The organism is Rhodococcoides corynebacterioides NBRC 14404 (assembly GCF_001894765.1).
Lineage (GTDB): Bacteria > Actinomycetota > Actinomycetes > Mycobacteriales > Mycobacteriaceae > Rhodococcoides > Rhodococcoides corynebacterioides.
The window spans coordinates 155,717-178,102 of sequence record NZ_BCWV01000002.1; the positions used below are offsets into that span (position 1 = coordinate 155,717).

Here is a 22,386-nt window from a genome sequence, read left to right on the forward strand (position 1 = left end):
CCGGACCGTAGGCTCTTCGGTCATGGGCACACCGACGTTCGGCGGCATCCCCGAGGCGGCTCTGGACTTCTACGAGGACCTCGAGGCCGACAACAGCAAGACGTTCTGGGTTGCGCACAAGCACGTCTACGACGAGGCGGTGCGGGCTCCCGTGGCGGCCCTCGCCGAGGCTCTCGCGGAGTTCGGTCCGGCGAAGATCTTCCGGCCGCACCGCGACGTCCGCTTCTCGAAGGACAAGACGCCGTACAAGACCCACCAGGGCGTCTTCGTGGCGGTCGGTCCGTCGGCCGGGTGGTACGTGCAGGTCGACGCGGCGGGACTCATGGTGGCCGGTGGCTTCTACGCGGCAACGTCCGAGGCCGTCGCGCAGTACCGAGCGACCGTCGACGACGACGTCCGCGGCTCGGAACTCGTCCGCATCGTCACCGACCTCGAGCGCGCCGGTTACGAGCGGGGTGGGGACCGGCTGAAGACGTCGCCCCGCGGTATCGCGCCGACGCACCCGCGAATCGATCTCCTGCGTCACCGCACGCTCACCGTGAGCCGGCAGTTCGGGTGCCCGCCCTGGCTGTCCACGCCCGACTGCGCCGACCACGTGGCGGCCGCGTGGCGCGAGATGGCACCGCTGGTGGAGTGGTGCCGTCAGGTCCTGTGATCGTCCAGCGCGAGTTGAATGCCGGTCAGCAGACGGGTGTCCGGATCGCTCAGGTCGAGCCCGCTGAGTTCCTGCGCGCGACGGACCCGGTACCGCAACGTGTTCGGGTGCACGTGGACCGCCGCGGCGGCGCGGCGGACGTCGTCGGGACTACGGAGATACGCGGCGACGCTGGCGCACAACTCCGACGACGTCCGACGGTCGTAGTCGACGAGCACGTCCAGTCGAGGGTCGCGCAGCGTCGGTTCGGCCGCGACCACCCTTGCGATCTCGGCCAGTAACACCGGCGTACGCGACGACGCGAGCGTGGTGACGCGGGCAGCCGGGTCGGCTCGACCGGTCGTCCCGTCGAGCACGCGGTCGACCTCGCCGCGGGCCGCCGCGACCTCCGCGAGCCCCTCCACGGGCACGGCGACGGCGGCGCGGAGGCGCACCGCCGATCGCGCGTCCAGCCGGTCCAGCAGCCGCCCCGTCCACGCGGTGACGGTCTCGGCGGCGCCGTCGCCGGTGTGCATGCGGGGGAGCAGCACGTAGATGCGGTCGGCCGATGCCGTCACCAGCGACGATCGGTGAAAGGCGCTGGCGTGCAGTCGAACCGACGAGGCGATCTCAGCGAGCCCCGCGCCCCGGGCAGCGCCGTCGGGGCGCAACGGCGTCAGGCCGATCACCGCGGCGGGTCCACCGTCGGGCAGCGTGAGCGTCGCGGCCAACGACGGCACGTCCACGCCGCCGCCGCGCAGGCCCAGCAGGCGCTGGATCTGCATCGCCTCGGTGGTCGGCGCAGCGCGGCGCCGAGCGATGAGGCGAGCGGCCACCGCTGCCGCACCCCGCACCACAGGTCCGGCGTCGTCGGTCAACGGTCGTCGCCCCTCCTGCACCCACAGGGTCCCCACCAGGGTCGCGCCCGACGTGCCCGGTTCGGTTCCGCCGGAACGGATTCCGGCGACCAGTCGTCGCTCGATCCCCAGGTCGGGGTGGCTCGGCACGTCGACCACCTCGTCGGACCGACGGACCGCGTCGTAGACACCCCACTGCTCGAGGCGGCGAAGGTACTCCGCCGGGCCCTCGCGGCCGAGAATGGACAGCCGCCGCAGCTCGTCGGCCTGATCGTCGGTCGCGGAGTACGCGAGCACGTGGGCGTGCTCGTCCTCGATACTGACCAGCCCGTGCGTGTGGGCGGCGACGGTGCGCGCCAACTCGTACAGGTCGGTGTCGGCTCCGGACGCCACGGTGCGGGCGTCGTCGGACCGGTCGTCGGGGGCGTGGTCGAGCAGACCCCGAATCATGGCGAGCACGCGGTCCGAGCGGGATCCGGGGTGCACGGCGAGCAGCGCGGCGCCGGAGTCCCGTGCGGCGTCCTCGAGCATCGGCGACACCGCCTTGGTGAGGACGGCGACGGGGGCCGGACGGACGCGGCCCAGCCAGGCGGCGGCGGCGTCGGCGGGAACTCCGGCCAGGAGAAGGAGGTCGGCGGCGACGGACTCACCGGCGAGATCGTCCGCGTCCGCCAGCGTCACGACGGCGATCCGGGCACGCGGGTGCGGCGACGGGACGACGACGTCGGCGAAGGCGTGCGCCGTCCGCTGGAGTTCGTCGAGGGTCACGGCCATGGGCCGACGGTACCCGCCGGGTCGGTCCGATCGAACAAGCATGACGCCACGAGTTGGGTCGATCAGCCGAATACAGGGGCGGGGCCCATGCGATGAAGTGGGACACGTCATACCCCCGACCCCTGGAGGCTCATCGTGGACGCCGTCACCGCCGTTCCCGCCCCGACCAACGAGCCGGTGCACACCTACGCACCCGGCTCGCCGGAACGCGACCGGCTCGTCGACCGGCTCGCCCACCTGTCCGCGAACCGCACCGAGATCAAGCAGGTCGTCGGGGGAGTGCATTCCGACGGCGGCGGGGAACGCACGAACGTGGTGCAGCCGCACCGCCACGACGCCGTGCTCGGGACGTTCGCGCACTCCACTGGACAGGACGTCGCCCGCGCGATCGATGCTGCTGCAGCGGCCGCGCCGGCGTGGCGCGACCTGTCCTTCGACGACCGCGCCGCCGTGTTCCTGCGTGCCGCGGACCTGCTCGCCGGACCGTGGCGGGAGACGATCGCCGCCGCCACGATGCTCGGGCAGTCGAAGAGTGCCTATCAGGCCGAGATCGACTCGCCCTGCGAGCTGATCGATTTCTGGCGCTTCAACGTCGCGTTCGCCCGGCAGATCCTCGCGGACCAGCCCGTGTCGAGCCCCGGCGTGTGGAACCGGGTCGAGTATCGGCCGCTCGAAGGGTTCGTCTACGCCATCACGCCCTTCAACTTCACCGCGATCGCCGGGAACCTCCCCACGGCACCCGCCCTCATGGGCAACACCGTGCTGTGGAAGCCGTCCCCCACGCAGTCGGTGGCCGCCTACCTGACCCTGCAATTACTCGAAGCGGCCGGGCTCCCGCCGGGCGTGATCAACCTGGTGCACGGCGACGGTCCCACCGTCTCCGAGGTCGCCCTCCACGATCGGCGACTCGCGGGCATCCACTTCACGGGATCCACCGCCACCTTCCAGCACCTGTGGCGCACGGTCGGCGAGAACATCGCCCACTACGACAGCTACCCGCGACTCGTCGGGGAGACCGGCGGCAAGGACTTCGTCGTCGCCCACGCGTCCGCCGATCCCGACGTGCTGACGACCGCGTTGATCCGTGGTGCGTTCGACTACCAGGGCCAGAAGTGCTCGGCCGCCTCGCGCGCGTTCGTGCCCGCGTCGGTGTGGAAGGTCATGGGCGACCGGCTGATCGAGACGGCGTCCTCGTTGCGCTACGGCGACGTGACCGACCTGTCGAACTTCGGCGGCGCCGTGATCGACCGGAAGTCGTTCGCGCGCAACGCCGCCGCCCTCGAGCGGGCCAAGCAGGTCCCCGGTCTGACCGTCGCCGCCGGCGGAGCCTGCGACGACAGCGAAGGATTCTTCGTCGACCCCACGGTGCTGCTCGGCGACGACCCCACCGACGAGGCGTTCTCCACCGAGTACTTCGGCCCCATCCTTGCCGTCCACGTCTACGACGACGCGAAGCCCGACGCCTTCGCCGACATCCTGCGCACCGTCGACGGCGGCTCGCGCTACGCCCTGACCGGATCGGTCATCGCGACCGACCGCACGGCCGTCGAGAAGGCCTCGCACGCCCTCCGCTTCGCCGCCGGCAACTTCTACGTCAACGACAAGCCCACCGGCGCCGTCGTCGGGCAACAGCCGTTCGGCGGCGCTCGCGCCTCCGGCACCAACGACAAGGCGGGGTCCCCGCAGAACCTCCTGCGCTGGGCATCGGCCCGCACGCTCAAGGAGACCTTCGTCCCACCCACCGATCACACCTACCCCCACCAGGGAGTCCAGTGATGACCACGCATCCGCTGCGCCCGGTCCTGCTCGCCGCCGGCCGTTCACCCCGCCTCGAGCGCGTCGTCTCCACCTCGCGGCTGACCCGCCCGGTAGTCGACCGGTTCGTGCCCGGCAGCACCGAGACCGAGGTGCGGACCGCGGTCCGCGACCTGCTCGATTCCGGCCGCTACGTCAGCGTCGACCACCTCGGCGAGGACACCACCGACGCTGCCGCGGCCACCGCGACCGTCGACGCCTACCTCTCGCTCCTGCAGGCGTTCGGGGGCCTGCCGGTGACGTCGTCGGCACCGATCCGGCCCCTGGAGATCTCGCTGAAGCTGTCCGCGCTGGGTCGCTCGCTGCCCGGCGACGGCCACGCGGTCGCCCTGGCCAACGCGCAGAAGATCTGCGCAGCAGCCGATGCCGCGGGCGTGTGGGTGACCGTCGACGCCGAGGACCACACCACCACCGACGGCGCCCTCGAGATCGTGCGGGAGTTGCGCCGCGACTTCCCGAGCCTCGGCGTGGTGGTGCAGGCCTACCTGCACCGCACGGAACAGGACTGCCGCGACCTCGCGGGGCCCGGCTCCCGCGTGCGGCTGTGCAAGGGTGCGTACCGCGAACCGGCCTCGGTGGCCTACCAGTCCACCGACGAGGTCGACGCGTCCTACGAACGGTGCCTGCGCATCCTGGCCGAGGGTGAGGGCTACCCGATGGTGGCCACCCACGATCCGCGCATGATCGACGCCGCCGCCCGCACGGGGCGCTCGGCGGACCGGATGGAGTACCAGATGCTCTACGGCATCCGGGACGCCGAACAACGACGACTCGTGGAGGCGGGCAACCACGTCCGCGTCTACGTGCCCTTCGGTACGCAGTGGTACGGCTATTTCATGCGGCGGCTCGCCGAGCGTCCGGCCAACCTCACGTTCTTCCTGCGGTCACTCCTCACCCGCAGCTAGACCCGACCCGCCCGACCTCCGGCCTGTCCGTCACATCAGACCGGCCTCCGGCCTGCCCGCCCGTCGAACGTGCCGTCCGTGCACGTCTCACCGAGCGGCGGGGAGAACACGGTGTCACCGCACGTCCGACAGTGGTGGGTGCGGTGATGGCCGATCCCGCACCCACAGGCCCGGGCACCCACCAGGACCGACCGGGCCTGCAGCGCATGACCGTTGGTGCAGGTCCGCGGCGCTTCCTCGTGCCAGGTGCCGTCCGGCATGAGGTGCAGGCGGCGTCGGCGGTTCATCATGACGACTCCTTCGAGGAGCTCGCACGTCACGAGGGAAGGTCTGACGTCGGGCGGCTGCGGACTGCCGCCAGCCTATCAAGAATCGAACCCGTGTTCGAACCGTCAGGTGAGGTCGACGCGGGCGATGGCCGCAGAGGTGGGGAAGGGCGACCCGCCCGTGGGTTCGACCGTTACCGACACGGCGGACGCGCCCGCGACGGGGACGGACGCAGCCTCGTCGACCGTCGTCGCGTCCATCGTTCCGGCCGAGACGGGTCCTCCGTCGATGATCCAGAGCTGGTACACCGACCCGGCGGGGGGAGCGTCCACTCCGTCCATCTGGACGACCGCGCGGTCGGCGCCGGGCGTGTACTCCACTTCGAGCGTGCCGCCGCCGCTCACGGGCGCAGCGAGTGCGGTCACCTGCGCGGGCGCCGACGGATCGGTGCCGGACTGCGCGGCGATCGCACCACCGATGCCGACGCCGAGCACGACGACCGCCGCCGCGGCGGCCCACCGGAGACGGACGGAACGATCGGCACCTCGTCGGCGCCGATCCGACAGCGAGGACAGCGGTACCACCGCGGGATCGGACGTGCCGTCCGGCGCCACCTGGGCGGTGTCGGCCGCCGACTCGAGGATGCGGGTCCGCAGGTCCGGCGGAGCCGGCGTGTCCGTGCCGTAGGCCGAGACGGCCATGGTCTCGCGGATGTCGCGCACGATGTCGTCGAAACGCTGCCGGGTGACGTCGTCGTCACCCAGGCGCGTCATGGTCTCGAAGCGCTCGGATGCGGACATGGCATCGAGCGCGCACAGGTAGGCGAGGTCGATCAGATCCGGATCGGGCTCTCGGGGGCCGGGGGCGGGGCGTCCGTCGGTCCGCGGCGCACGGTCGTTCATCTCGCACGTCCTCCCGGTCACGAGGTCTGGTCAGGTGGAGGCGGCATCCTCGAGGCCCCGGCGTCGTGCCCACGTCTCTCCTGCTGGTCACTCGGTATTCGGAATCCTCGGACGACCGGATGGGACCGCACAGTGTGGTCCCGCGCGCACGAGTCCGTCTCGTCGTTACCCGTCAGCGATCGGACGAGGCCCCACGCGGCATCCCGAGAGCCAGCAGTGCGGCGTCGTCCTGCAGGCCCTCGCCGAATCCGTCGACGAGGGTCGTGACGCGGTCGACGAGGTCGGTGGCCGTGGTGGGTGCGGAATCCGCGACGAAGGTGAGGAGGTCGCCGTCGTCGTCGTAGCGACCGCCGGCGACCCGCGCCTCGGTGACGCCGTCCGAGTAGAGCAGCAGGACGTCGCCCGGAGACAGGACGAGGCGGTGCGAGGTGAAGTGGGGTGTGGGCAGCCCCCCGACCAGCTGTCCGCCGAGCAGATCGTCGACGTAGCGGGCCGTGCCGTCGCCGCGGACGTGCAACGGGGGCGGATGTCCGCCGCCCGCCAGGTCGATCACGGCACCCTCGGCGGACGGGACCACAGTGCCGTAGACGACGGTGCAGAAGCGCGGATCGTCGCCGCGGAACTCAGGCAGCAGGACGGCGTTGAGGTTCTGCAGAACGGAGATCGGATCGCGGTCGAACACCGCGGCAGCCCGCAGCGTGTAGCGGGTGAGGGACGTGACGGCGGCGGCGCCGGCGCCCTTGCCGCTGACATCGCCGAGGAAGAACCCCCAGGCCTCGCCGTCCAGCGGGAACACGTCGTAGAAGTCGCCGCCGACCTCGTCCGGGGACGCGTGGTGGTAGTACGCGGCGGTCTGCATCCCCGGCGGGGAGGCCAGGACGGGCGGCAACAGGGTGCGCTGCAGCACCGTCGCCAACGACCGCACCTGAGCACCTTCGAGGTTCTCGCTGGCCCGCGCCCGCTCCGAGGCGACCAGGGCGTCCCGCGATCGCGACAATGCCGCGGCGGCCGCGGAGCGGTCCGACAACGCGTCGTCCAGGGCGCGGTCCCGCGACCGGTCACTCTCGGACATCACGGCGGCCACGCGGACGGTGCCGTCGCGGCCGACGTTCGCGCTGAGGTGCGTGCTCCGCGCGCCGGACGGAGTGCGAACGCGCGCGGTGGCCACGGCGGGCGACGCGTCCGCGCTGCTCGGGGCGGCGGACAGCAGTGCGGCGAGAACGGGGCCGTCGGCCACGTCGAACAGGTCGCGGAAGGGGGTGCCCGTCACGGTCGCGGGCGGGTCCGCCAGGCGACGCGCGGCGGCGTTGGCCCAGGCGACGGTGCGATCGTCGGCGCGCACGGCGTAGAACGCCAGCGGGGCGGTCTCGAGGTAGTCCGCCAGGTCGGGGTACTCCGTGGGCGACGCGGTCACGATCCGGAACCTCGCGGCCGAGTGTCCCCCAGATCCCAGATCATCGTGACGGTGGTGCCCTGCGGATCGTCGTGCTTCACGGCGACGGAATCGGCGACCGCCCGCAGCAGTCCCAGCCCGTGTCCGCGCAGCGGTCGTTCGGTGGGTTCGCGCCACACGCCCCCGTCGGTCACCGTGACCGTCAGCGCGTCCGCCTCGTGCGTGGCGGTCACCGTGACCGGGCCGGGCTCCGCGCCGTCGTACGCGTGCTCGACGCTGTTGGCGACGGCCTCGTACATCGCCAGGACGATGTCGTTGCGCAGGTCGCCGACCGGTTGCGTCTCGAGCCACTCCGCCATCGTCGTGCGCAGGTGTCGCGCGGTCTCGGCCGTGGCGACGTCGGACCGGGCCAACGACGACGAACCGACCCCGTTCGTGCTCCGGTGGTCGATCCGTGGTCCTCGAGCGCTGTCCATGAAAGTCCTGTACCCCATTGTCGGCCGTCGTCATCGGTCACCGACCGACACGCATCGTCCGCGCCGCGGCGCGACCGATGTAACCTCGCCATCATGACCGACAGCCCGACGCGTGGCGCCTTCGACGCCACCGTGACCGACGAGGACGGGGTCTCCGTCGTCGTCGTCGACGGGGAGGTCGACATGATCTCGTCGCGCCGACTGGCCGACGTCGCGTTCGAGGCCGCCTCCTCGGCGGACGGTGGACTCGTCGTCGATCTGGCCGGGGTGACGTTCCTGTCCTCGAGCGGCATCACCGTGCTCCTGCGCACCCTGGGACACGTGCCGGCGGGTGTCACCGCGGCGTTCGTCGCGCCGCACCCGGCCGCGCGGCGGCCGATCACCCTCAGCGGGCTCGACCGCGAAGCGCAGTCCTGGCCGGACCGGGCGACGGCCGTCGAGGCGGTCCGCTCCGGCAATCCTGTGCAGTAATCCGCGCTGGACGCGGACTACTGCACAGAATTCGACCGACGATCAGCGCCCGACGGCGGGGCCCTTCAACGCGCCGCGCACCTCACCCGTCCGCGGCTCGACGGCGCCCCGCGACTTCACCCATCGACTCGGCAGCTTGCCCACCAACTCGCCCAGCGGATTGACCGCCGCGGCGAGCACGTCGACCGTGTCCTGGAGGATCTCCACGCTCACGCTCATGCGCTCGAGGTTCGGCGCCAGGGAGCTGAGCGATTCGGCGACGGTCACCAACTGATCCAGCGGACCGTTCTTGGCGGTGAGCCGAGCGATGGCGCCGTCGTCGCCGATCAGGGTCTCCACCAGGCCGCCGTCGCGAATCGCTCGATCGACGACGCCGTCCTCCCGCATCAGCGTCTCGATGACGCCGTCCTGCTTGGTGAGCAGTTCGAGGGGGCCCTCGGCGGCGGTGAGGCGCTCGAGGGGACCGTCGGGGGCGGTCATGCGGTCCAGCAGTCCACCCTCGGCCAGTAGCCGATCGAGGGGGCCGTCCTCGGCGAGAATGCGCACCAGCGGGCCGTCCTCCGCCATGATGCGCTCGAGCGGACCGCCCGGCTCGAGCAGTCGATCGAGGGTGCCGCCGCGGCTGGTGAGCCGATCGACCGCACCGCCCGGTTCCAGCAGCCGGTCCAAGGGTCCGCCCGGGCGCAGGGCATGACCGAGCGCGCGATCGTCCGACGTCAGTTCGGCCAGCTGCGCCAGCAGTTGCAGTGGCCCGCCGCGGGGATTCGCCAGCGCCACCGCGTCCAACGATCCGGAGGCGCCCGCGGCGAGGGCCATGCGGGTGGTCGCGACGGCCGACTCGGCAACGCCGACAGCGGATTCGGCGACCGCGAGCCCCACCCGCACCGGCATCGTGACTGCGGACACCCAGTTCATGCGGTCACTGTAACCGCTGGTGCGCATCCCTCGTGCGGGGATCGCGGTGGGGGGTCAGTGGGCCAGCTTCAGCCCGACCACGCACCCGACCAGGCCGACGATCAGCGCGATGCGCAGCAGCGATGCCGACTCGGCGCCCGTGATCATCGCGTAGGCGACGGTGAGCGAGGCACCGATGCCCACCCAGACCGCGTAGGCGGTGCCGGTGGGGATCGACCGCATCGCGACGGCGAGCCCGATCATGCTGAGAATCAGGGCGACACCGAAGATCACGGTGGGGGTGAGGCGGGTGAATCCTGCGGACCGGCCGAGGGCGGTGGCCCACACGGCTTCGAGAACTCCGGACACGAGCAGAACGATCCAGGCCATGACGACTCTCCTGCACCGTCTTGTCGTCTGCCGGGTACGGTGCGCTCGTCCGGGCCCGTCGTCCACGGGCTTGCATCCACGGTAGCAAGTCGGGGCGTCACAGCCCGGTGATCAGCACCACCGCGATCGCGACCATCACCCCGCCGACGGCGACGTCGAGTACGCGCCAGGCGCCGGGCCGGGCGAAGACGGGGGTGAGGAACCGGGCGCCGACGCCGAGGGCCGTGAACCACAGCAGGCTCGCGACGACGGCGCCACCGGCGAACAACCAACGGTCCGAACCGGTTTCGCGGTTGGCGACCGAGCCGAGAAACACCATCGTGTCGAGATACACGTGCGGGTTGAGCCACGTGAGGGCCAGTGCGGTCAGCGCGACGGTGCGTCTCGACGCGACGGCGCTGTCGTCGCCGAGGACGAGGGCGGACGGGCGCAGCGCGCGCCGGAAGGCGAGGGCGCCGTAGGTGAGGAGGAACACCGCCCCCGCCACGGTGACGACGGTGACGAGGACGGGCAGCCGGTCGACCACCGCCCCGACGCCGGCCACCCCCGCGGTGATGAGGACGGCGTCGGACAGCGCGCAGATCGCGACGACCAGCCCGACGTGCCGACGGGCGATGCCCTGGCGCAGCACGAAGGCGTTCTGTGCGCCGATGGCGACGATGAGGGAGAGCCCGATGCCGACACCGAGCGCGAAGGAGGTCATGCGGCCCGCAGGCTCGCGCCGGTCAGCGCGTCGGGACGTGCTGACCGTGGCCGAGGGCCGTCAGCGCGGCCTTGATCCTCTCCTGCGCCTCGTCCAGCGACTCCGCCGTCGGGGACGGGTCGGCGCCGGAGATGTCGAAGTTCCCCATGTCGTAGGCGGGGAACACGTGGAGGTGCAGGTGCGGGACCTCGAGACCGGCGATGAGCAACCCGGCGCGGGGCGCGTCGAACGCCGACCGGACCGCCTTGCCGACGGTCTGGGCAACGCCGGTCAGCGACCCGAACGTCGCGGGGTCGACGTCCTGCCACTGGTCGATCTCGGCGCGGGGGACCACCAACGTGTGCCCCTGCGTGACCGGGGCGATGGTGAGGAACGCGACGACGTCGTCGTCCTCCCAGACGAAGCGACCGGGAATGTCGCCGGCGATGATCGACGAGAAGAGGGTTGCCATGAGCGTGAGCCTAGGCGCTCAGCGCAACTCGCCCGCGATGTCGGCCGACGCCATCATGAGCACCAGGGCGGGAACGACGGTGCGGGGCGCCAGCCGGTAGTCCCCGCGCGCGTGCTGGTCCACGATGCGCGCCCCCGTGAGGGCCTTGAGGTGGTGATAGAGCCGGCCCGCCGACAGCGAATCGAGCGATTCCTGCAGCGCCGTTGCCGACATCGGCCCGCGCAGCAGCGCCCGGACGATCGCGAAGCGCACCGGGTGTCCGAGGGCCGCGAGGACCTCGACGGAGCGGTCGGGCGGCAGGTCGAGCACGCCGTCGGGGGAGTACGTCATGGACCACGAGATGTCCCCGGCGAGGTGCACGTCGCCCGAGTAGCCGACCACGCCGCCGGTCGACGGGTGGGGGTCCGACTCGGACGCCGGAGCGCCGGAGACGCCGGCCGACTCCAGGGCCGCGACACGTGCCTCGAGCGCCGCGAGCCGGTCGGCGAGTTCGCTCACGCCACGCACGCCAACCGGGGCACGACGGCGGGGTCGGTGGCCGCGTCGATCAGCAGCTGTTGATGGGCTGCGAGATTCTCCATGGCCGCACCGTAGTCCGCCGCATCCATACCGTGCGTCAGCCAGACCACGACGGCGGTCCGGCCGTCGTCGCCGCGGAACTCGAACCCGTGGGTGAGCACACCCGGCAGGTTGCCGCCCTTGAATCCCATGGCCGTGAAGGGTTCCGGGGCGGACTGCCACTCGAGCTGACGACGGACGACGTCGACGCCGGCGCCCAGCGACCCGTCGGCGACGGCTCGATACACGCGGGCGAGGTCGTCGGCGGATCCGCGCGGACCGTAGCGGTCGTAGTACTCGAGAATCGCGGCCTCGTCCGGCGGCGTGACGTTCTGCGCGTAGCCGGCGCGGAAGTCGGCGTCGAAGGCGAACCGCTGGGCCAACGACCACAGGTCGTCGCGGTCGACGGTCGGATCGAGGGCGCCGAGGTTCGTGCCGACGAGGGTCGGCGGGGTGAAGTCCGTCCACCCGGCCGCCGACGCCGCGGCGCGGAGAGCGTCGTCGCCGAGTCGATAGCGCAGGTAGTCCGGGACGCCGTTGTCGGATTCGCGGACCATCGCCGAGACCATGTCGTCGAGCCGCACGGTCGCGGCCGGGTCGAGGGGGCTGGTCCCGTCGTTCGGGATGCCGAGACGGTTCAGGGCGGCGATGTGGGCGCCGCCGTCGGTGCCGGGTGCGTACCAGCGCTGCCAGTCGAGCACGGGGACCTGCTCGTCGGGGTTCAGCGTGCCGTCGGCGACGGCGCGGGCGTAGGCGATCAGGTGGACGACCTTGACGGCGCTGGCGAGGGGTTGATCGCGGTCGGAACGCGCCGCCACCGAGGAATCGCCGGTGTCGACGACGAACGCGATGTCCTCGGGGCGCTCCGCGGCCAGGCCGATCCAGCCGTCGGGGGTGTCGAACCCGGCCGCGGGGGGAGTGGGGCAGTCGGCAGCGGGAGCGGCCGGAGCGGCGGATGCGCATCCGGTCGCCACGACAGCGGTGACGGTCAGCGTGGACAGCAACATCGTCGAGCGTCTCATCGGCTTCCTCCGTTATTCCGTAATTCCGGACCAGCGAAGGTTAGCGTCCTCGGGTGACTGCTGTCCAGGAGTGCGCTCGAGTACGCTGCTCGTCGTGCGCGTACTCGTCATCGGCTCCGGAGCCCGTGAACATGCCCTGATCACCGCCCTGCTCGCCGACCCCGGCGTCGACACCGTGGCGTGCGCGCCCGGCAACGCCGGCATCGCCGCCGTCGTGCCCGTGCACGCCGTCGACGTCGCGTCCGGCACCGCCGTCGTCGCGCTCGCGCGCGAACTCGGCGCCGACCTCGTCGTGGTCGGGCCGGAGGTGCCGCTGGTTCTCGGTGTCGCCGACGCCGTCCGCGACGCCGGTATCGCCTGCTTCGGTCCCTCCGCGGCCGCCGCGCGGATCGAGGGCTCCAAGGCCTTCGCCAAGGACGTCATGTCCGCGGCGGGCGTGCGCACCGCGCACAGCGAGGTCGTCGACACCCCGGCCGTGCTCGACGCCGCGCTGAACCGCTTCGGACCCACCTGGGTGGTCAAGGACGACGGGTTGGCCGCCGGCAAGGGCGTCGTCGTCACCGCCGATCGACGGGCGGCGCGCGACCACGCCGCCGAGTTGCTCGAACTGGGACATCCTGTCCTGTTCGAGTCGTTCCTCTCCGGTCCCGAGGTTTCCCTGTTCTGCCTCGTCGACGGCGAGTCCGTGGTCCCGCTGCTGCCCGCCCAGGACCACAAGCGCGTCGGTGACGGCGACACCGGACCCAACACCGGCGGCATGGGCGCCTACACCCCGCTGCCGTGGCTGCCCGCGGACATGGTCACGCGGATCGTCGACGAGGTCGTGGCCCCGGTCGCGGCGGAGATGGTGCGGCGGGGCTGCCCGTTCTCCGGTCTGCTGTACGCCGGCCTGGCCGTCGACGCCGACGGCCCCGCGGTCATCGAATTCAACTGTCGCTTCGGCGATCCCGAGACCCAGGCCGTTCTCGCACTGCTCGAGTCCCCGCTCGGGGCCGCGCTGCACGCCACCGCCACCGGCACGCTCGACGCGCTCCCGCCCCTGCAGTGGAAGGACGGCTCGGCCGTCACCGTCGTCGTCGCCGCCGAGAACTACCCCGGTCGGCCGCGGACCGGGGACGTGATCACCGGTGCGGACGGGCCGGGTGTGCTGCACGCGGGCACGGCGCGCAACGACGCCGGCGCGCTGGTCTCGGCCGGCGGGCGCGTCCTCAGCGTGGTGGGCGTCGGCGCCGACCTCGCGGCCGCACGCACCGAGGCGTACGACGTGCTCTCGCGAGTGTCGTTGCCCGGCGGCCACTTCCGCTCCGACATCGGACTCGCGGCGACCGAGGGCCGGATCGCGATCCCGTGACGGGTGAGTCGGTTCGATCGCGCATCGAGCCCTTCCACGTCATGGACGTGGTCGCCGCCGCGGCGCGACGGCAGCGCACCCACGGCGACGTGGTGTCGTTGGCCGCCGGCCAACCGTCCACGCGCGCACCGCGTCCCGTGCTCGACGCCATGCGGCGCGCGCTCGACGAGAACACGCTGGGGTACTCCGAGACGCTCGGTCTGCGTGACCTCCGCGAGCGCATCGCCACGTACCTCTCGCGGAACGAGGACGTCACGATTCCCGCGGACGACGTCGTCGTGACCACCGGATCCTCGGGGGCCTTCACGCTGCTGTTCCTGGCCGCGTTCGACGCCGGGGACACCGTCGTCGTGGCCCGACCCGGGTATCCTGCGTATCGGAACACGTTGGCCGCGTTGGGTTGCCGAGTGATCGAGCTGGACTGCGACGCGAGCGTGCGCTTCCAGCCGACCGTCGCGATGCTCGACGCGCTGCCCGCCCCGCCCGCCGGGCTGATCGTCGCGAGCCCCGCCAACCCCACGGGCACCGTGATCGACCCGGACGAACTGGCCGCCCTCGCCCGCTGGTGCGACGAGCACGGCACCCTGCTCGTCTCCGACGAGATCTACCACGGCATCACCTACGACGGGGTTCGGTGCCGGAGCGCGCGGGCGTTCTCGGACCGGGCCGTCGTGGTGGGGTCGGTATCGAAGTACTTCTCCATGACGGGATGGCGACTCGGCTGGGCCGTCGTGCCGCCCGACCTGCTCCGGGCGGTCGAACGGCTCGCCTCGAACATGACGGTGTGCTCGCCCACGGTGTCGCAGGTGGCCGCACTCGCCGCGTTCGACGACGAGTCGATCACCGAACTCGACGGGCACGTCGAGCGCTACGCCCGCAACCGTGCGGTGCTGCTGACCGGACTCGCGGACCTCGGGATCACCCGCACCGCGCCCGCCGACGGCGCGTTCTACGTCTACGCCGACCTCGGCCACCTCACCGACGACTCCGCCGCCTGGTGCGCCCGGGTGCTGGACGAGACCGGCGTCGCCGTGGTGCCCGGACTCGACTTCGACACCGCCGTCGGTCGTCGCAGCGTTCGGTTCTCCTTCGCCGGATCCACCGAGGACATGCACGAGGCGCTCACGCGGGTGACGCCGCTCCTGCGTCGGTAGGGAATTCAGCGCACGCGGCCAGCGCGGCGTGGATGTCGTCGGTCGAGATCCCCCGATGGGTCACGAAGCGCACCCGGCCCGCCACCGTCACCGCACCCACACCCGCCGCGGCCAGCGCGCGGACCGTCGCCGCGGGGTCCTCGGTCGTGGCCAGGACGATGTTGGTCTCCGGGTGGTCGACGGCCCACCCACGCTCCCGCAGACCGTCGGCGAGCAGCCGGGCGTGGGCGTGATCGTCGTGCAGTCGATCCCGTGATCGCAACGCCACGAGCCCGGCCGCCGCGAGCACCCCGCCCTGGCGCACCCCGCCGCCGAGCATCTTCCGGATGCGTCGGGCCTCCGCGATCCGCACGGCGTCGGACACGAGGACCGAGCCCACGGGTGCGCCGAGGCCCTTGCTCAGACACACTTGCACCGTCGTCGCCCCGGTGGTCAACTCCGCGGGAGCCACCCCCGACGCCGCGGCGGCGTTCCACAACCGAGCCCCGTCGAGGTGGACCACGAGTCCGCTGTCCGCGGCCGCGGCCGTCAACGCACGCCACTCGCTCACCGGGGTGACGGTCCCACCGGCGAAGTTGTGGGTGTTCTCGAGGCACAGCAGGGTGGTGCGCAGCGAGAAGTAGGGGCCGGGCGCGACATGGGCGCGCACCGCGGCGGGGGTCGGTCGGCCGGGGCCGCCGTCGTGCGGCAGCACCTCCGGCATGCCCTGCGCGAGCCACGCGGCGGAGCCGAGTTCCGAGCCGAGCACGTGCGCGTGCTCCGGAGCGAGGAACTTGTCACCGCGCTGCAGATGCATCATCAGCGCAGCGACGTTGCCCATGGTGCCGCTGGGCATCCACAGGGCAGCCGGCATCCCGAGAACCGCTGCCACCTCCTCCTCGAGCGCCGCCATGGTGGGGTCGTGGTCCAGCACGTCGTCGCCGACGTCCGCCGCGGCCATGGCGCGGCGCATCTCGTCGTCGGGAACGGTGACGGTGTCGGAACGGAGATCGATGCTCGGGAGGGCGGCCACCGATTCACCCTGTCAGACGGTTCGGGGCCCATTTCGCCCGTGCGGACGGCGTCACGGTGGCAGCATGTCGTCCCATGTCGAGCGTCTCCGAACCCCGGTCGACACCCAAAGGACGGCGTCGACGCGAGGCACTGGTGACCGCGGCGGCGGAACTGTTGCTCACCGGAGGGTACGACGCGGTCCGCCATCGCAGCGTCGCCGCCCGCGCCCGGTTGCCGCTGGCGTCGACGACCTACTACTTCGACTCCCTGGACGACCTCGTCGCGCACGCGGCCGAGGTGAACGGCCGCCGCGAACTCGACCTCATCCGTGAGCAGATGCGTGAGCGCGCCGCCGACGGGCAGGACCCCGTGACCCTGGTGACGGACCTGCTGATCGGGCCCGACGACGCCGACGACGAACGGCACGACCTGCTCGTCGCCCGCTACGAGCGCGTGTTGGCGGCCGCCCGTCACCCCCAACTGCAGGGGCTGCACTGCCGCCTGCGCTCGGAACTCGAGGAGATGGTGGCGGACGCGCTCGCCGCGGCCGGTCGCCGGTCCGACCGCGAGCACGTGCGATTGCTGCTCGCCCTGGTGGACGGACTGGTCCTCGGGGCGCTGGGGGAGGAGGGCACCGATCCGCGCGCCCGCATCCGGGACGTGCTGCGCGGCGCCGTCGAGGGTCCCGCACCACTGGAACCGGGCGGGGTGCTCGGACCGTACACTTCCGCCACGTGAGCCGGATCCCGAATGTCCTCGCCAACCGCTACGCCAGCCCCGAGATGGTGCGGCTGTGGTCCCCGGAACACAAGATCGTCCTGGAACGGCAGTTGTGGATCGCGGTGCTGCGCGCGCAGGCGGCGCTGGGCGTCGACGTCCCCGCGGACGCCGTCGCGGACTACGAGCGGGTGCTCGAGCAGGTCGATCTCGAGTCCATCGCGGACCGGGAACGCGTCACCCGGCACGACGTCAAGGCACGCATCGAGGAGTTCAACGCGCTCGCCGGACACGAGCACGTCCACAAGGGTCTGACCAGCCGAGACCTCACCGAGAACGTCGAGCAGCTGCAGATCCTGCGCTCGCTCGAGCACGTGCACGCCCACGGTGTCGCCGTGGCCGCGCGCCTCGCCGAGCACGCCGCGCAGTACAGCGACGTCGTGATGGCGGGCCGCAGCCACAACGTCGCGGCCCAGGCGACCACCCTCGGCAAGCGGTTTGCGTCGGCGGCGGACGAGATGCTCGTCGGGCTCACGCGGCTGCGCGAGCTGATCGACCGCTACCCGCTCCGCGGCATCAAGGGGCCGATGGGGACCGCCCAGGACATGCTCGACCTCCTCGGCGGCGACGCGGGCAAGCTCGACCGACTCGAGAGCGCGGTCGCCGAGCACCTCGGCTTCGCGCACGTCCTCACCAGCGTCGGTCAGGTCTACCCCCGATCGCTGGATCACGACGTCGTCTCCGCCCTGGTCCAGATCGGCGCCGCACAGTCCTCCTTCGCGCACACCGTGCGCCTCATGGCCGGCCACGAGCTGGTCACCGAGGGTTTCCAGCCGGGTCAGGTCGGCTCGTCCGCGATGCCGCACAAGATGAACACCCGCTCGTGCGAGCGGGTCAACGGTCTGCAGGTGGTTCTGCGCGGCTACGCGTCGATGGCCGCCGAACTGGCCGGTGCGCAGTGGAACGAGGGCGACGTCTTCTGCTCCGTCGTCCGCCGCGTCGCGTTGCCCGACGCCTTCTTCGCCGTCGACGGGATGATGGAGACCTTCCTGACGGTGCTGGCGGAGTTCGGGGCCTACCCCGCGGTCATCGCCAACGAGCTCGATCGCTATCTGCCGTTCCTGGCGACGACCAAGGTGCTCATGGCCGCCGTGCGCGCGGGCGTCGGCCGGGAGACCGCCCACGAGGCCATCAAGGACCACGCCGTCGCCGTCGCGCTGGCGATGCGCGAGGAGGGCCGCGAGCCCGACCTGCTGGACCGACTCGCGAACGACGATCGTCTGCCGCTGGATCGCGCCGATCTCGACGCCGCTCTGGCCGACCGCACCGCCTTCGTCGGCGCCGCGCCCGCGCAGGTCTCCGCCGTGGTGGACGCGGTCACGCGGCTCACGGAGGCGTATCCGGAGGCTGCCCGCTACACCCCGGCACCGATTCTCTAGGCACCGCCCGGGAACCGACCGCTCCGGTGGAAAGCCCGGCGCACACCCCTTACGGTTCTCGAGTGAGCACGCGCATCGTCGTCATCGGAACCGGCTACCTGGGGGCGACGCACGCCGCCTGCATGGCCGATCTGGGTCACGACGTCCTGGGGGTCGACGTCGACCCGAGCAAGTTGGCCAAACTCGAAGCGGGCGAGGTCCCCTTCTGGGAGCCGGGGCTGCCGGAGGTCCTGACCCGGAACATCGAGGCGGGACGGCTCCGCTTCACCGCGTCCTATGCCGAGGCGGCGGAGTTCGGTGACGTCTTCTTCCTCGCCGTCGGCACGCCGCAGCGCAAGGGCGAGTTCGCCGCCGACGTCACCTACGTCGATTCGGTGATCGAGAACCTCGCGCCGCTCGTCGACCGCCCGGCCGTGATCTTCGGCAAGTCGACGGTGCCGGTGGGGACGGCCGCACGGCTCGGCGCCCGCGCCCGCGAACTCTCGCCCGCGGGCGAGCAGCTCGAGGTGGCCTGGAATCCCGAGTTCCTGCGGGAGGGCCACGCGGTGCAGGACACGCTGCATCCGGACCGGCTGGTGCTGGGCGTCGATCGCGATCGTCCCGGCCGCGCCGAGGACGTCGCGCGCGAGGTCTACGCGACGCTGCTGGGCGAGGGCATCCCGTTCCTGGTGACGGACCTCGCGACCGCCGAGCTGGTCAAGACCAGCGCCAATGCGTTCCTGGCGACCAAGATCTCCTTCATCAACGCCATCTCCGAGGTGTGCGAGGCGGCCGGTGCCGACGTCACCGTCCTCGCCGACGCGATCGGTCACGACGACCGCATCGGCCGCAAGTTCCTCAACGCGGGCATCGGCTTCGGCGGCGGATGCCTGCCCAAGGACATCCGGGCGTTCATGGCTCGCGCCGGTGAACTCGGTGCCGACCAGGCGCTGACCTTCCTGCGCGAGGTCGACGCCATCAACATGCGTCGTCGGACCGCGATGGTCGACGTGGTGCGCGAGCAGGTCGGGACGCTGCTCGGGACGCGGGTGGCCGTGCTGGGCTGCGCGTTCAAGCCGGACTCCGACGACGTGCGCGACTCACCGGCGCTCAACGTCGCCGGTCAGCTGCAACTGCAGGGTGCCGGCGTCTCGGTGTACGACCCCAAGGCAATGGACAACTCGCGGGCACTGTTTCCCACGCTCGGCTATTCGGCGTCGACGCTCGAGGCGTGCCGTGGAGCGGACGTGGTGCTCGTGCTCACCGAATGGCGCGAGTTCCGCGACCTCGTCCCGGCCGACCTCGACGGCGTCGTCCGTGAGAAGCGCATCGTCGACGGCCGCAACTGCCTCGACCCCGAGCTGTGGCGCAGCGCCGGGTGGACCTATCGCGGTCTGGGTCGTCCGTGACCACGGCGGCGGGACCGAGATCACGCCACGGGGAGCGTGGCCCGCGTCGTCGCGCGCGGTGGTGGATTCTCGTTCTCCTCGCCGTGCTGGTGGCGCTGCTGGCCTGGTTCGCGTGGACGGTGTACTCCGCGTACAGCGGACTGAGCTCGGCGCGGGACGAGGCGCAGCGAGCGAAGACGGCGATCCTGCAGGGGAATCCGGACAAGGGGCGCGTCGCGGCCGATGCCGCCGTCGAGTCGTCGACCGAGGCGGTCGACGCCACGACGTCGCCGATCTGGCGCGTCGTCGCCGCCGTGCCGGGTCTCGGTGAGCCGTTGACGGTGGTCGGCTCGCTCGCCGACTCCGTCCGGGCGCTGACCGCCGACGTGCTGCGTCCGGCGAGCGAGGTCGGGTCCGCCTTGAACCCGAAGGAACTCCGGGCCGACGACGGCACGATCGATCTGGCGGCCCTGCGCACGGCCGCACCGACGCTGGAGTCCATCGCCGCGGCGACGACGCGAGTGAATGCGGATCTGGAGCAGACGCCCACCGACACCTGGGTTCCGCAGATCTCGGACGCCGGGGTGCAACTGAAGGATCAGGTGGCCGATCTCGCGAGCCTCGTCACCAACACCTCGCTCGCCGCGCAGGTACTGCCGACGATGCTGGGCGAGGACGGACCGAAGAACTACTTCTTCGCCTTCCAGACCAACGCGGAGTCACGGGGTACCGGCGGACTCATGGGTGGCTTCGCCATCGTGACGGCCGACCGCGGCAGGGTCTCGCTCGAGGAGTTGGCGCAGAACACCGAACTGCGTGGCCGCTACGAGCCGATCGACCTCGGCCCCGACTTCCAGCGGGCGTACGGCAACCAGTACGACGCGACCACCAACTGGCAGAACGCCAACCTGAGCCCGCATTTCCCCTACGCCGGGCGGATCCTGCAGTCCATCTGGCAGCAGGAATCCGGCCAGGTGGTGGACGGTGTGGTGGCGACCGACCCGGTGGCGCTGAGCTACATCCTCGACGTGGTCGGGCCGGTGACCTTGGCCGACGGCGAACAGATCACCGGCGACAACGTGGTGAACAAGACGCAGTCGGAGGCCTACTTCCGGTTCCAGGACGACAACGCGGCGCGCAAGGAGTACCTGCAGCGGATCGCGGCTCGGGTCTTCGCGAAGCTCGAGGGGTCGGTGTCGAATCCGCAGGCGTTGCTCGACGCGATCGGCCGGGGGGTCAGCGGCGGGCACACCGCCGTGTGGAGCGCCGACGAGCAGGTCCAGCAGGTGCTGTCGGGGACGAAGATCGCCCACGAGGTTCCCGACGACCCCGCGCCGTACGTGTCGGTGGTGGTCAACAACGGCGCCGGCGGCAAGCTCGACTACTACCTGAAGCGCGATGTGAGCTACACCGCCGAAGGCTGCGCGGGCGACCGTCGTCGCACGCGGGTGACCGCGACCGTGACCAACACCGCACCGGCGCAGGACTACCCGGTGTACATCGCGGGTCGCCAGAACGAGACGACGGCGTACGAGGGTCCGCCGGGAACGAACAGGTCGGTGGTGACGATCTACACCACCACCGGGTCCGCCCTGGCGAGAGCGACCATCGACGGCCGTCCGGTGGTGATGCTGACCGGCGCCGAGCGCAACCATCCCGCGTTCTACACCCCGCTGGTGGTCGAGCCCGGACAGACGCGTGAGGTGGTGCTGGAGCTGCTCGAACCGACGGCGCCGGGGGCAGCTCGCGTGCCGATGCAGCCGCAGACGCTCGACGGCACCGTGACGGTGGACGTTCCGGATTGTTCGGAGAACTGACGCGCGGGTAGTCCCCCCGTGAGGGCGCCCCATTGCACGACCCGCCCCGTGATGGTTAGGCTTACCTTGCAGCCGGGTATCCGGTGGGCGAGGCTCGGTAGACGGGGGAGGTGCGATGTCCACAGCGTTGGAGCTCGATGCGATCACCGAGACGGAACCGGGGTGCTACCCGGCGGTCGTCCAGTACGTCGAGCAGCTGTCGCCCTCCATGACCCGCGTGATCTTCGGCGGCCCGGACCTCGAGCAGTACGTCGGCCTGTCCGCTCCCGACGAGTGCGTCACCGTTCACTTCCCGCCCACGGTCGACGACGTCCTGCCGAGGATGACCGAGGTGAGCGGCGTGTGGGGTTACCACGACCTCGCGGTGCGCCCGGAGTGCCGCAACTACACGGTGCGGTCCCGGACCGCGACCACGGTGACCGTCGACTTCGTTCTGCACGAGGTCGGTGTGGCCGCCGACTGGGCCCGCGCAGCCCGGCCCGGCCATCAAGTGGTGCTGTCCCGGCCGCGGTCCTGGTACCGCGTGCCTGCGGACGTCGACTGGCAGCTCCTCGTCGCCGACCAGACCGGCCTGCCGGCCGTCGGCCGCGCGCTCGAACAGCTCGCTCCCGGCGCTCGCGCTCACGTCGTCCTGGAAATCCTCGACGAGGCGGACCGTCAGGACTTCGTGACCCGCGGAGAGGTCACCGTCGAGTGGCTCGTCGGCACGGGCAACGGGGTCACGCCGACCGCGTTGGTGGACGCGGTGTCGTCCTTCGATCGCCCCGACGGCATCGGCTATCTGTGGTTCGCCGGTGAGGCGGGCGCCTCACGTGCCGTGCGCGCGATCGCGCGGAAGCAGTGGGGATTCGACACCCGCCACTGCTCGTCCATCGGCTACTGGCGCGAGCGCGCCGAGGAGTGGCTCGCCAAGTACAAGCGGTACGAGCGCATGGCGATCGCCGGCTACAACCGCGCGCTGCGCGAGGGCCGCACCGAGGCGCAGGCACAGGAGGAGTTCGAAGCACTCCTCGAGCGCGTCGGTCTCTGACGCACC

General features: G+C 71.6%; 23 protein-coding genes and 1 riboswitch. Of the genes, 11 read left to right on the forward strand and 12 right to left on the reverse strand.

Annotation, left to right across the window (positions count from 1 at the left end):
- Positions 1-22: 22 nt before the first annotated feature.
- The gene (locus RC2_RS02045; RefSeq protein WP_068148005.1) at positions 23-655 is read left to right on the forward strand and encodes a DUF2461 domain-containing protein; all 633 of its coding nucleotides are present in this window, start codon (positions 23-25) and stop codon (positions 653-655) included.
- Here RC2_RS02045 and RC2_RS02050 read toward each other — a convergent pair.
- Positions 643-2,265: a PucR family transcriptional regulator gene (locus RC2_RS02050; protein WP_082895481.1), complete on the reverse strand. Its 1,623-nt coding sequence runs from the start codon at positions 2,263-2,265 to the stop codon at positions 643-645. The two genes, RC2_RS02045 and RC2_RS02050, sit on opposite strands and share 13 nt — an antisense overlap.
- Positions 2,266-2,400: 135 nt before the next feature.
- Between RC2_RS02050 and pruA the strand changes: the two genes are divergently transcribed.
- Both pruA and RC2_RS02060 read left to right on the forward strand, forming a co-directional pair.
- Positions 2,401-4,041, forward strand: a complete 1,641-nt coding sequence (pruA, locus tag RC2_RS02055; protein WP_068148001.1) for an L-glutamate gamma-semialdehyde dehydrogenase — start codon at positions 2,401-2,403, stop codon at positions 4,039-4,041.
- Positions 4,041-4,985 carry a proline dehydrogenase family protein gene (locus RC2_RS02060; RefSeq protein ID WP_068147999.1) on the forward strand — a complete coding sequence of 315 codons (945 nt, stop codon included), beginning with the start codon at positions 4,041-4,043 and terminating at the stop codon, positions 4,983-4,985. Before pruA ends, RC2_RS02060 begins: the two co-directional genes overlap by 1 nt.
- Positions 4,986-5,020: 35 nt before the next feature.
- On the opposite strand, the gene RC2_RS02065 is transcribed toward RC2_RS02060, so the two are convergent.
- The 4 genes from RC2_RS02065 to RC2_RS02080 all read right to left on the reverse strand — a co-directional run bounded on the left by RC2_RS02065 (position 5,021) and on the right by RC2_RS02080 (position 8,023).
- Positions 5,021-5,275: a hypothetical protein gene (locus tag RC2_RS02065; protein ID WP_139277245.1), complete on the reverse strand. Its 255-nt coding sequence runs from the start codon at positions 5,273-5,275 to the stop codon at positions 5,021-5,023.
- A 102-nt stretch (positions 5,276-5,377) separates the two neighbouring features.
- Positions 5,378-6,154 carry an anti-sigma factor gene (locus RC2_RS02070; RefSeq protein WP_068147993.1) on the reverse strand — a complete coding sequence of 259 codons (777 nt, stop codon included), beginning with the start codon at positions 6,152-6,154 and terminating at the stop codon, positions 5,378-5,380.
- A 172-nt stretch (positions 6,155-6,326) separates the two neighbouring features.
- Positions 6,327-7,568: a PP2C family protein-serine/threonine phosphatase gene (locus tag RC2_RS02075; protein WP_211266798.1), complete on the reverse strand. Its 1,242-nt coding sequence runs from the start codon at positions 7,566-7,568 to the stop codon at positions 6,327-6,329.
- A complete protein-coding gene (locus tag RC2_RS02080; protein WP_082895480.1) occupies positions 7,565-8,023 on the reverse strand; it encodes an ATP-binding protein in 459 nt (152 codons plus the stop codon). The genes RC2_RS02075 and RC2_RS02080 overlap by 4 nt, the downstream gene beginning before the upstream one ends.
- Before the next feature lie 93 nt (positions 8,024-8,116).
- On the opposite strand from RC2_RS02080, the gene RC2_RS02085 reads away from it, so the two are divergent.
- Complete coding sequence (locus tag RC2_RS02085) at positions 8,117-8,494, forward strand: STAS domain-containing protein (RefSeq protein ID WP_068147991.1); 378 nt, start codon at positions 8,117-8,119, stop codon at positions 8,492-8,494.
- A gap of 42 nt (positions 8,495-8,536) precedes the next feature.
- Here the strand turns inward: RC2_RS02085 and RC2_RS02090 are convergent, their stop codons facing one another.
- From RC2_RS02090 to RC2_RS02115, 6 genes are all read right to left on the reverse strand, one after another.
- Complete coding sequence (locus RC2_RS02090) at positions 8,537-9,409, reverse strand: ABC transporter (RefSeq protein ID WP_068148345.1); 873 nt, start codon at positions 9,407-9,409, stop codon at positions 8,537-8,539.
- A 54-nt stretch (positions 9,410-9,463) separates the two neighbouring features.
- Positions 9,464-9,778 (reverse strand): DMT family transporter, encoded by a 315-nt coding sequence (locus tag RC2_RS02095; RefSeq protein ID WP_068147989.1) that lies wholly within the window; start codon positions 9,776-9,778, stop codon positions 9,464-9,466.
- Between the two features lie 9 nt (positions 9,779-9,787).
- Positions 9,788-9,852: riboswitch (guanidine-III (ykkC-III) riboswitch) on the reverse strand.
- A gap of 23 nt (positions 9,853-9,875) precedes the next feature.
- Positions 9,876-10,481, reverse strand: a complete 606-nt coding sequence (locus RC2_RS02100; protein ID WP_068147986.1) for a LysE/ArgO family amino acid transporter — start codon at positions 10,479-10,481, stop codon at positions 9,876-9,878.
- A 22-nt stretch (positions 10,482-10,503) separates the two neighbouring features.
- The gene (locus tag RC2_RS02105; protein WP_068147983.1) at positions 10,504-10,932 is read right to left on the reverse strand and encodes an HIT family protein; all 429 of its coding nucleotides are present in this window, start codon (positions 10,930-10,932) and stop codon (positions 10,504-10,506) included.
- An 18-nt stretch (positions 10,933-10,950) separates the two neighbouring features.
- A complete protein-coding gene (locus RC2_RS02110; protein WP_068148343.1) occupies positions 10,951-11,430 on the reverse strand; it encodes an ArsR/SmtB family transcription factor in 480 nt (159 codons plus the stop codon).
- The gene (locus RC2_RS02115) at positions 11,427-12,512 is read right to left on the reverse strand and encodes a serine hydrolase (RefSeq protein WP_068147982.1); all 1,086 of its coding nucleotides are present in this window, start codon (positions 12,510-12,512) and stop codon (positions 11,427-11,429) included. The genes RC2_RS02110 and RC2_RS02115 overlap by 4 nt, the downstream gene beginning before the upstream one ends.
- 94 nt (positions 12,513-12,606) lie before the next feature.
- On the opposite strand from RC2_RS02115, the gene purD reads away from it, so the two are divergent.
- On the forward strand, positions 12,607-13,863 hold the full coding sequence (gene purD / locus RC2_RS02120; protein ID WP_068148337.1) for a phosphoribosylamine--glycine ligase: 1,257 nt from the start codon (positions 12,607-12,609) through the stop codon (positions 13,861-13,863).
- 41 nt (positions 13,864-13,904) lie between these two features.
- On the forward strand, positions 13,905-15,017 hold the full coding sequence (locus tag RC2_RS02125) for a pyridoxal phosphate-dependent aminotransferase (RefSeq protein WP_068148340.1): 1,113 nt from the start codon (positions 13,905-13,907) through the stop codon (positions 15,015-15,017).
- On the opposite strand, the gene RC2_RS02130 is transcribed toward RC2_RS02125, so the two are convergent.
- Positions 14,986-16,029, reverse strand: coding sequence for a threonine aldolase family protein (locus tag RC2_RS02130; protein WP_068147977.1), 1,044 nt, complete (start codon positions 16,027-16,029; stop codon positions 14,986-14,988). The genes RC2_RS02125 and RC2_RS02130 overlap by 32 nt on opposite strands.
- A gap of 74 nt (positions 16,030-16,103) precedes the next feature.
- Here RC2_RS02130 and RC2_RS02135 point away from each other — a divergent pair, with 74 nt between their 5' ends.
- The 5 genes from RC2_RS02135 (at position 16,104) to RC2_RS02155 (ending at position 22,380) form a co-directional block, all read left to right on the forward strand.
- Complete coding sequence (locus tag RC2_RS02135) at positions 16,104-16,748, forward strand: TetR/AcrR family transcriptional regulator (protein ID WP_068147975.1); 645 nt, start codon at positions 16,104-16,106, stop codon at positions 16,746-16,748.
- Positions 16,745-18,166, forward strand: a complete 1,422-nt coding sequence (gene purB, locus RC2_RS02140; RefSeq protein WP_068147972.1) for an adenylosuccinate lyase — start codon at positions 16,745-16,747, stop codon at positions 18,164-18,166. The genes RC2_RS02135 and purB overlap by 4 nt, the downstream gene beginning before the upstream one ends.
- A gap of 62 nt (positions 18,167-18,228) precedes the next feature.
- Positions 18,229-19,554: a UDP-glucose dehydrogenase family protein gene (locus RC2_RS02145; protein ID WP_072680979.1), complete on the forward strand. Its 1,326-nt coding sequence runs from the start codon at positions 18,229-18,231 to the stop codon at positions 19,552-19,554.
- Positions 19,551-21,350 (forward strand): DUF4012 domain-containing protein, encoded by a 1,800-nt coding sequence (locus RC2_RS02150; protein WP_139277247.1) that lies wholly within the window; start codon positions 19,551-19,553, stop codon positions 21,348-21,350. Before RC2_RS02145 ends, RC2_RS02150 begins: the two co-directional genes overlap by 4 nt.
- A gap of 115 nt (positions 21,351-21,465) precedes the next feature.
- On the forward strand, positions 21,466-22,380 hold the full coding sequence (locus RC2_RS02155) for a siderophore-interacting protein (protein WP_068147969.1): 915 nt from the start codon (positions 21,466-21,468) through the stop codon (positions 22,378-22,380).
- Positions 22,381-22,386 lie beyond the last annotated feature (6 nt).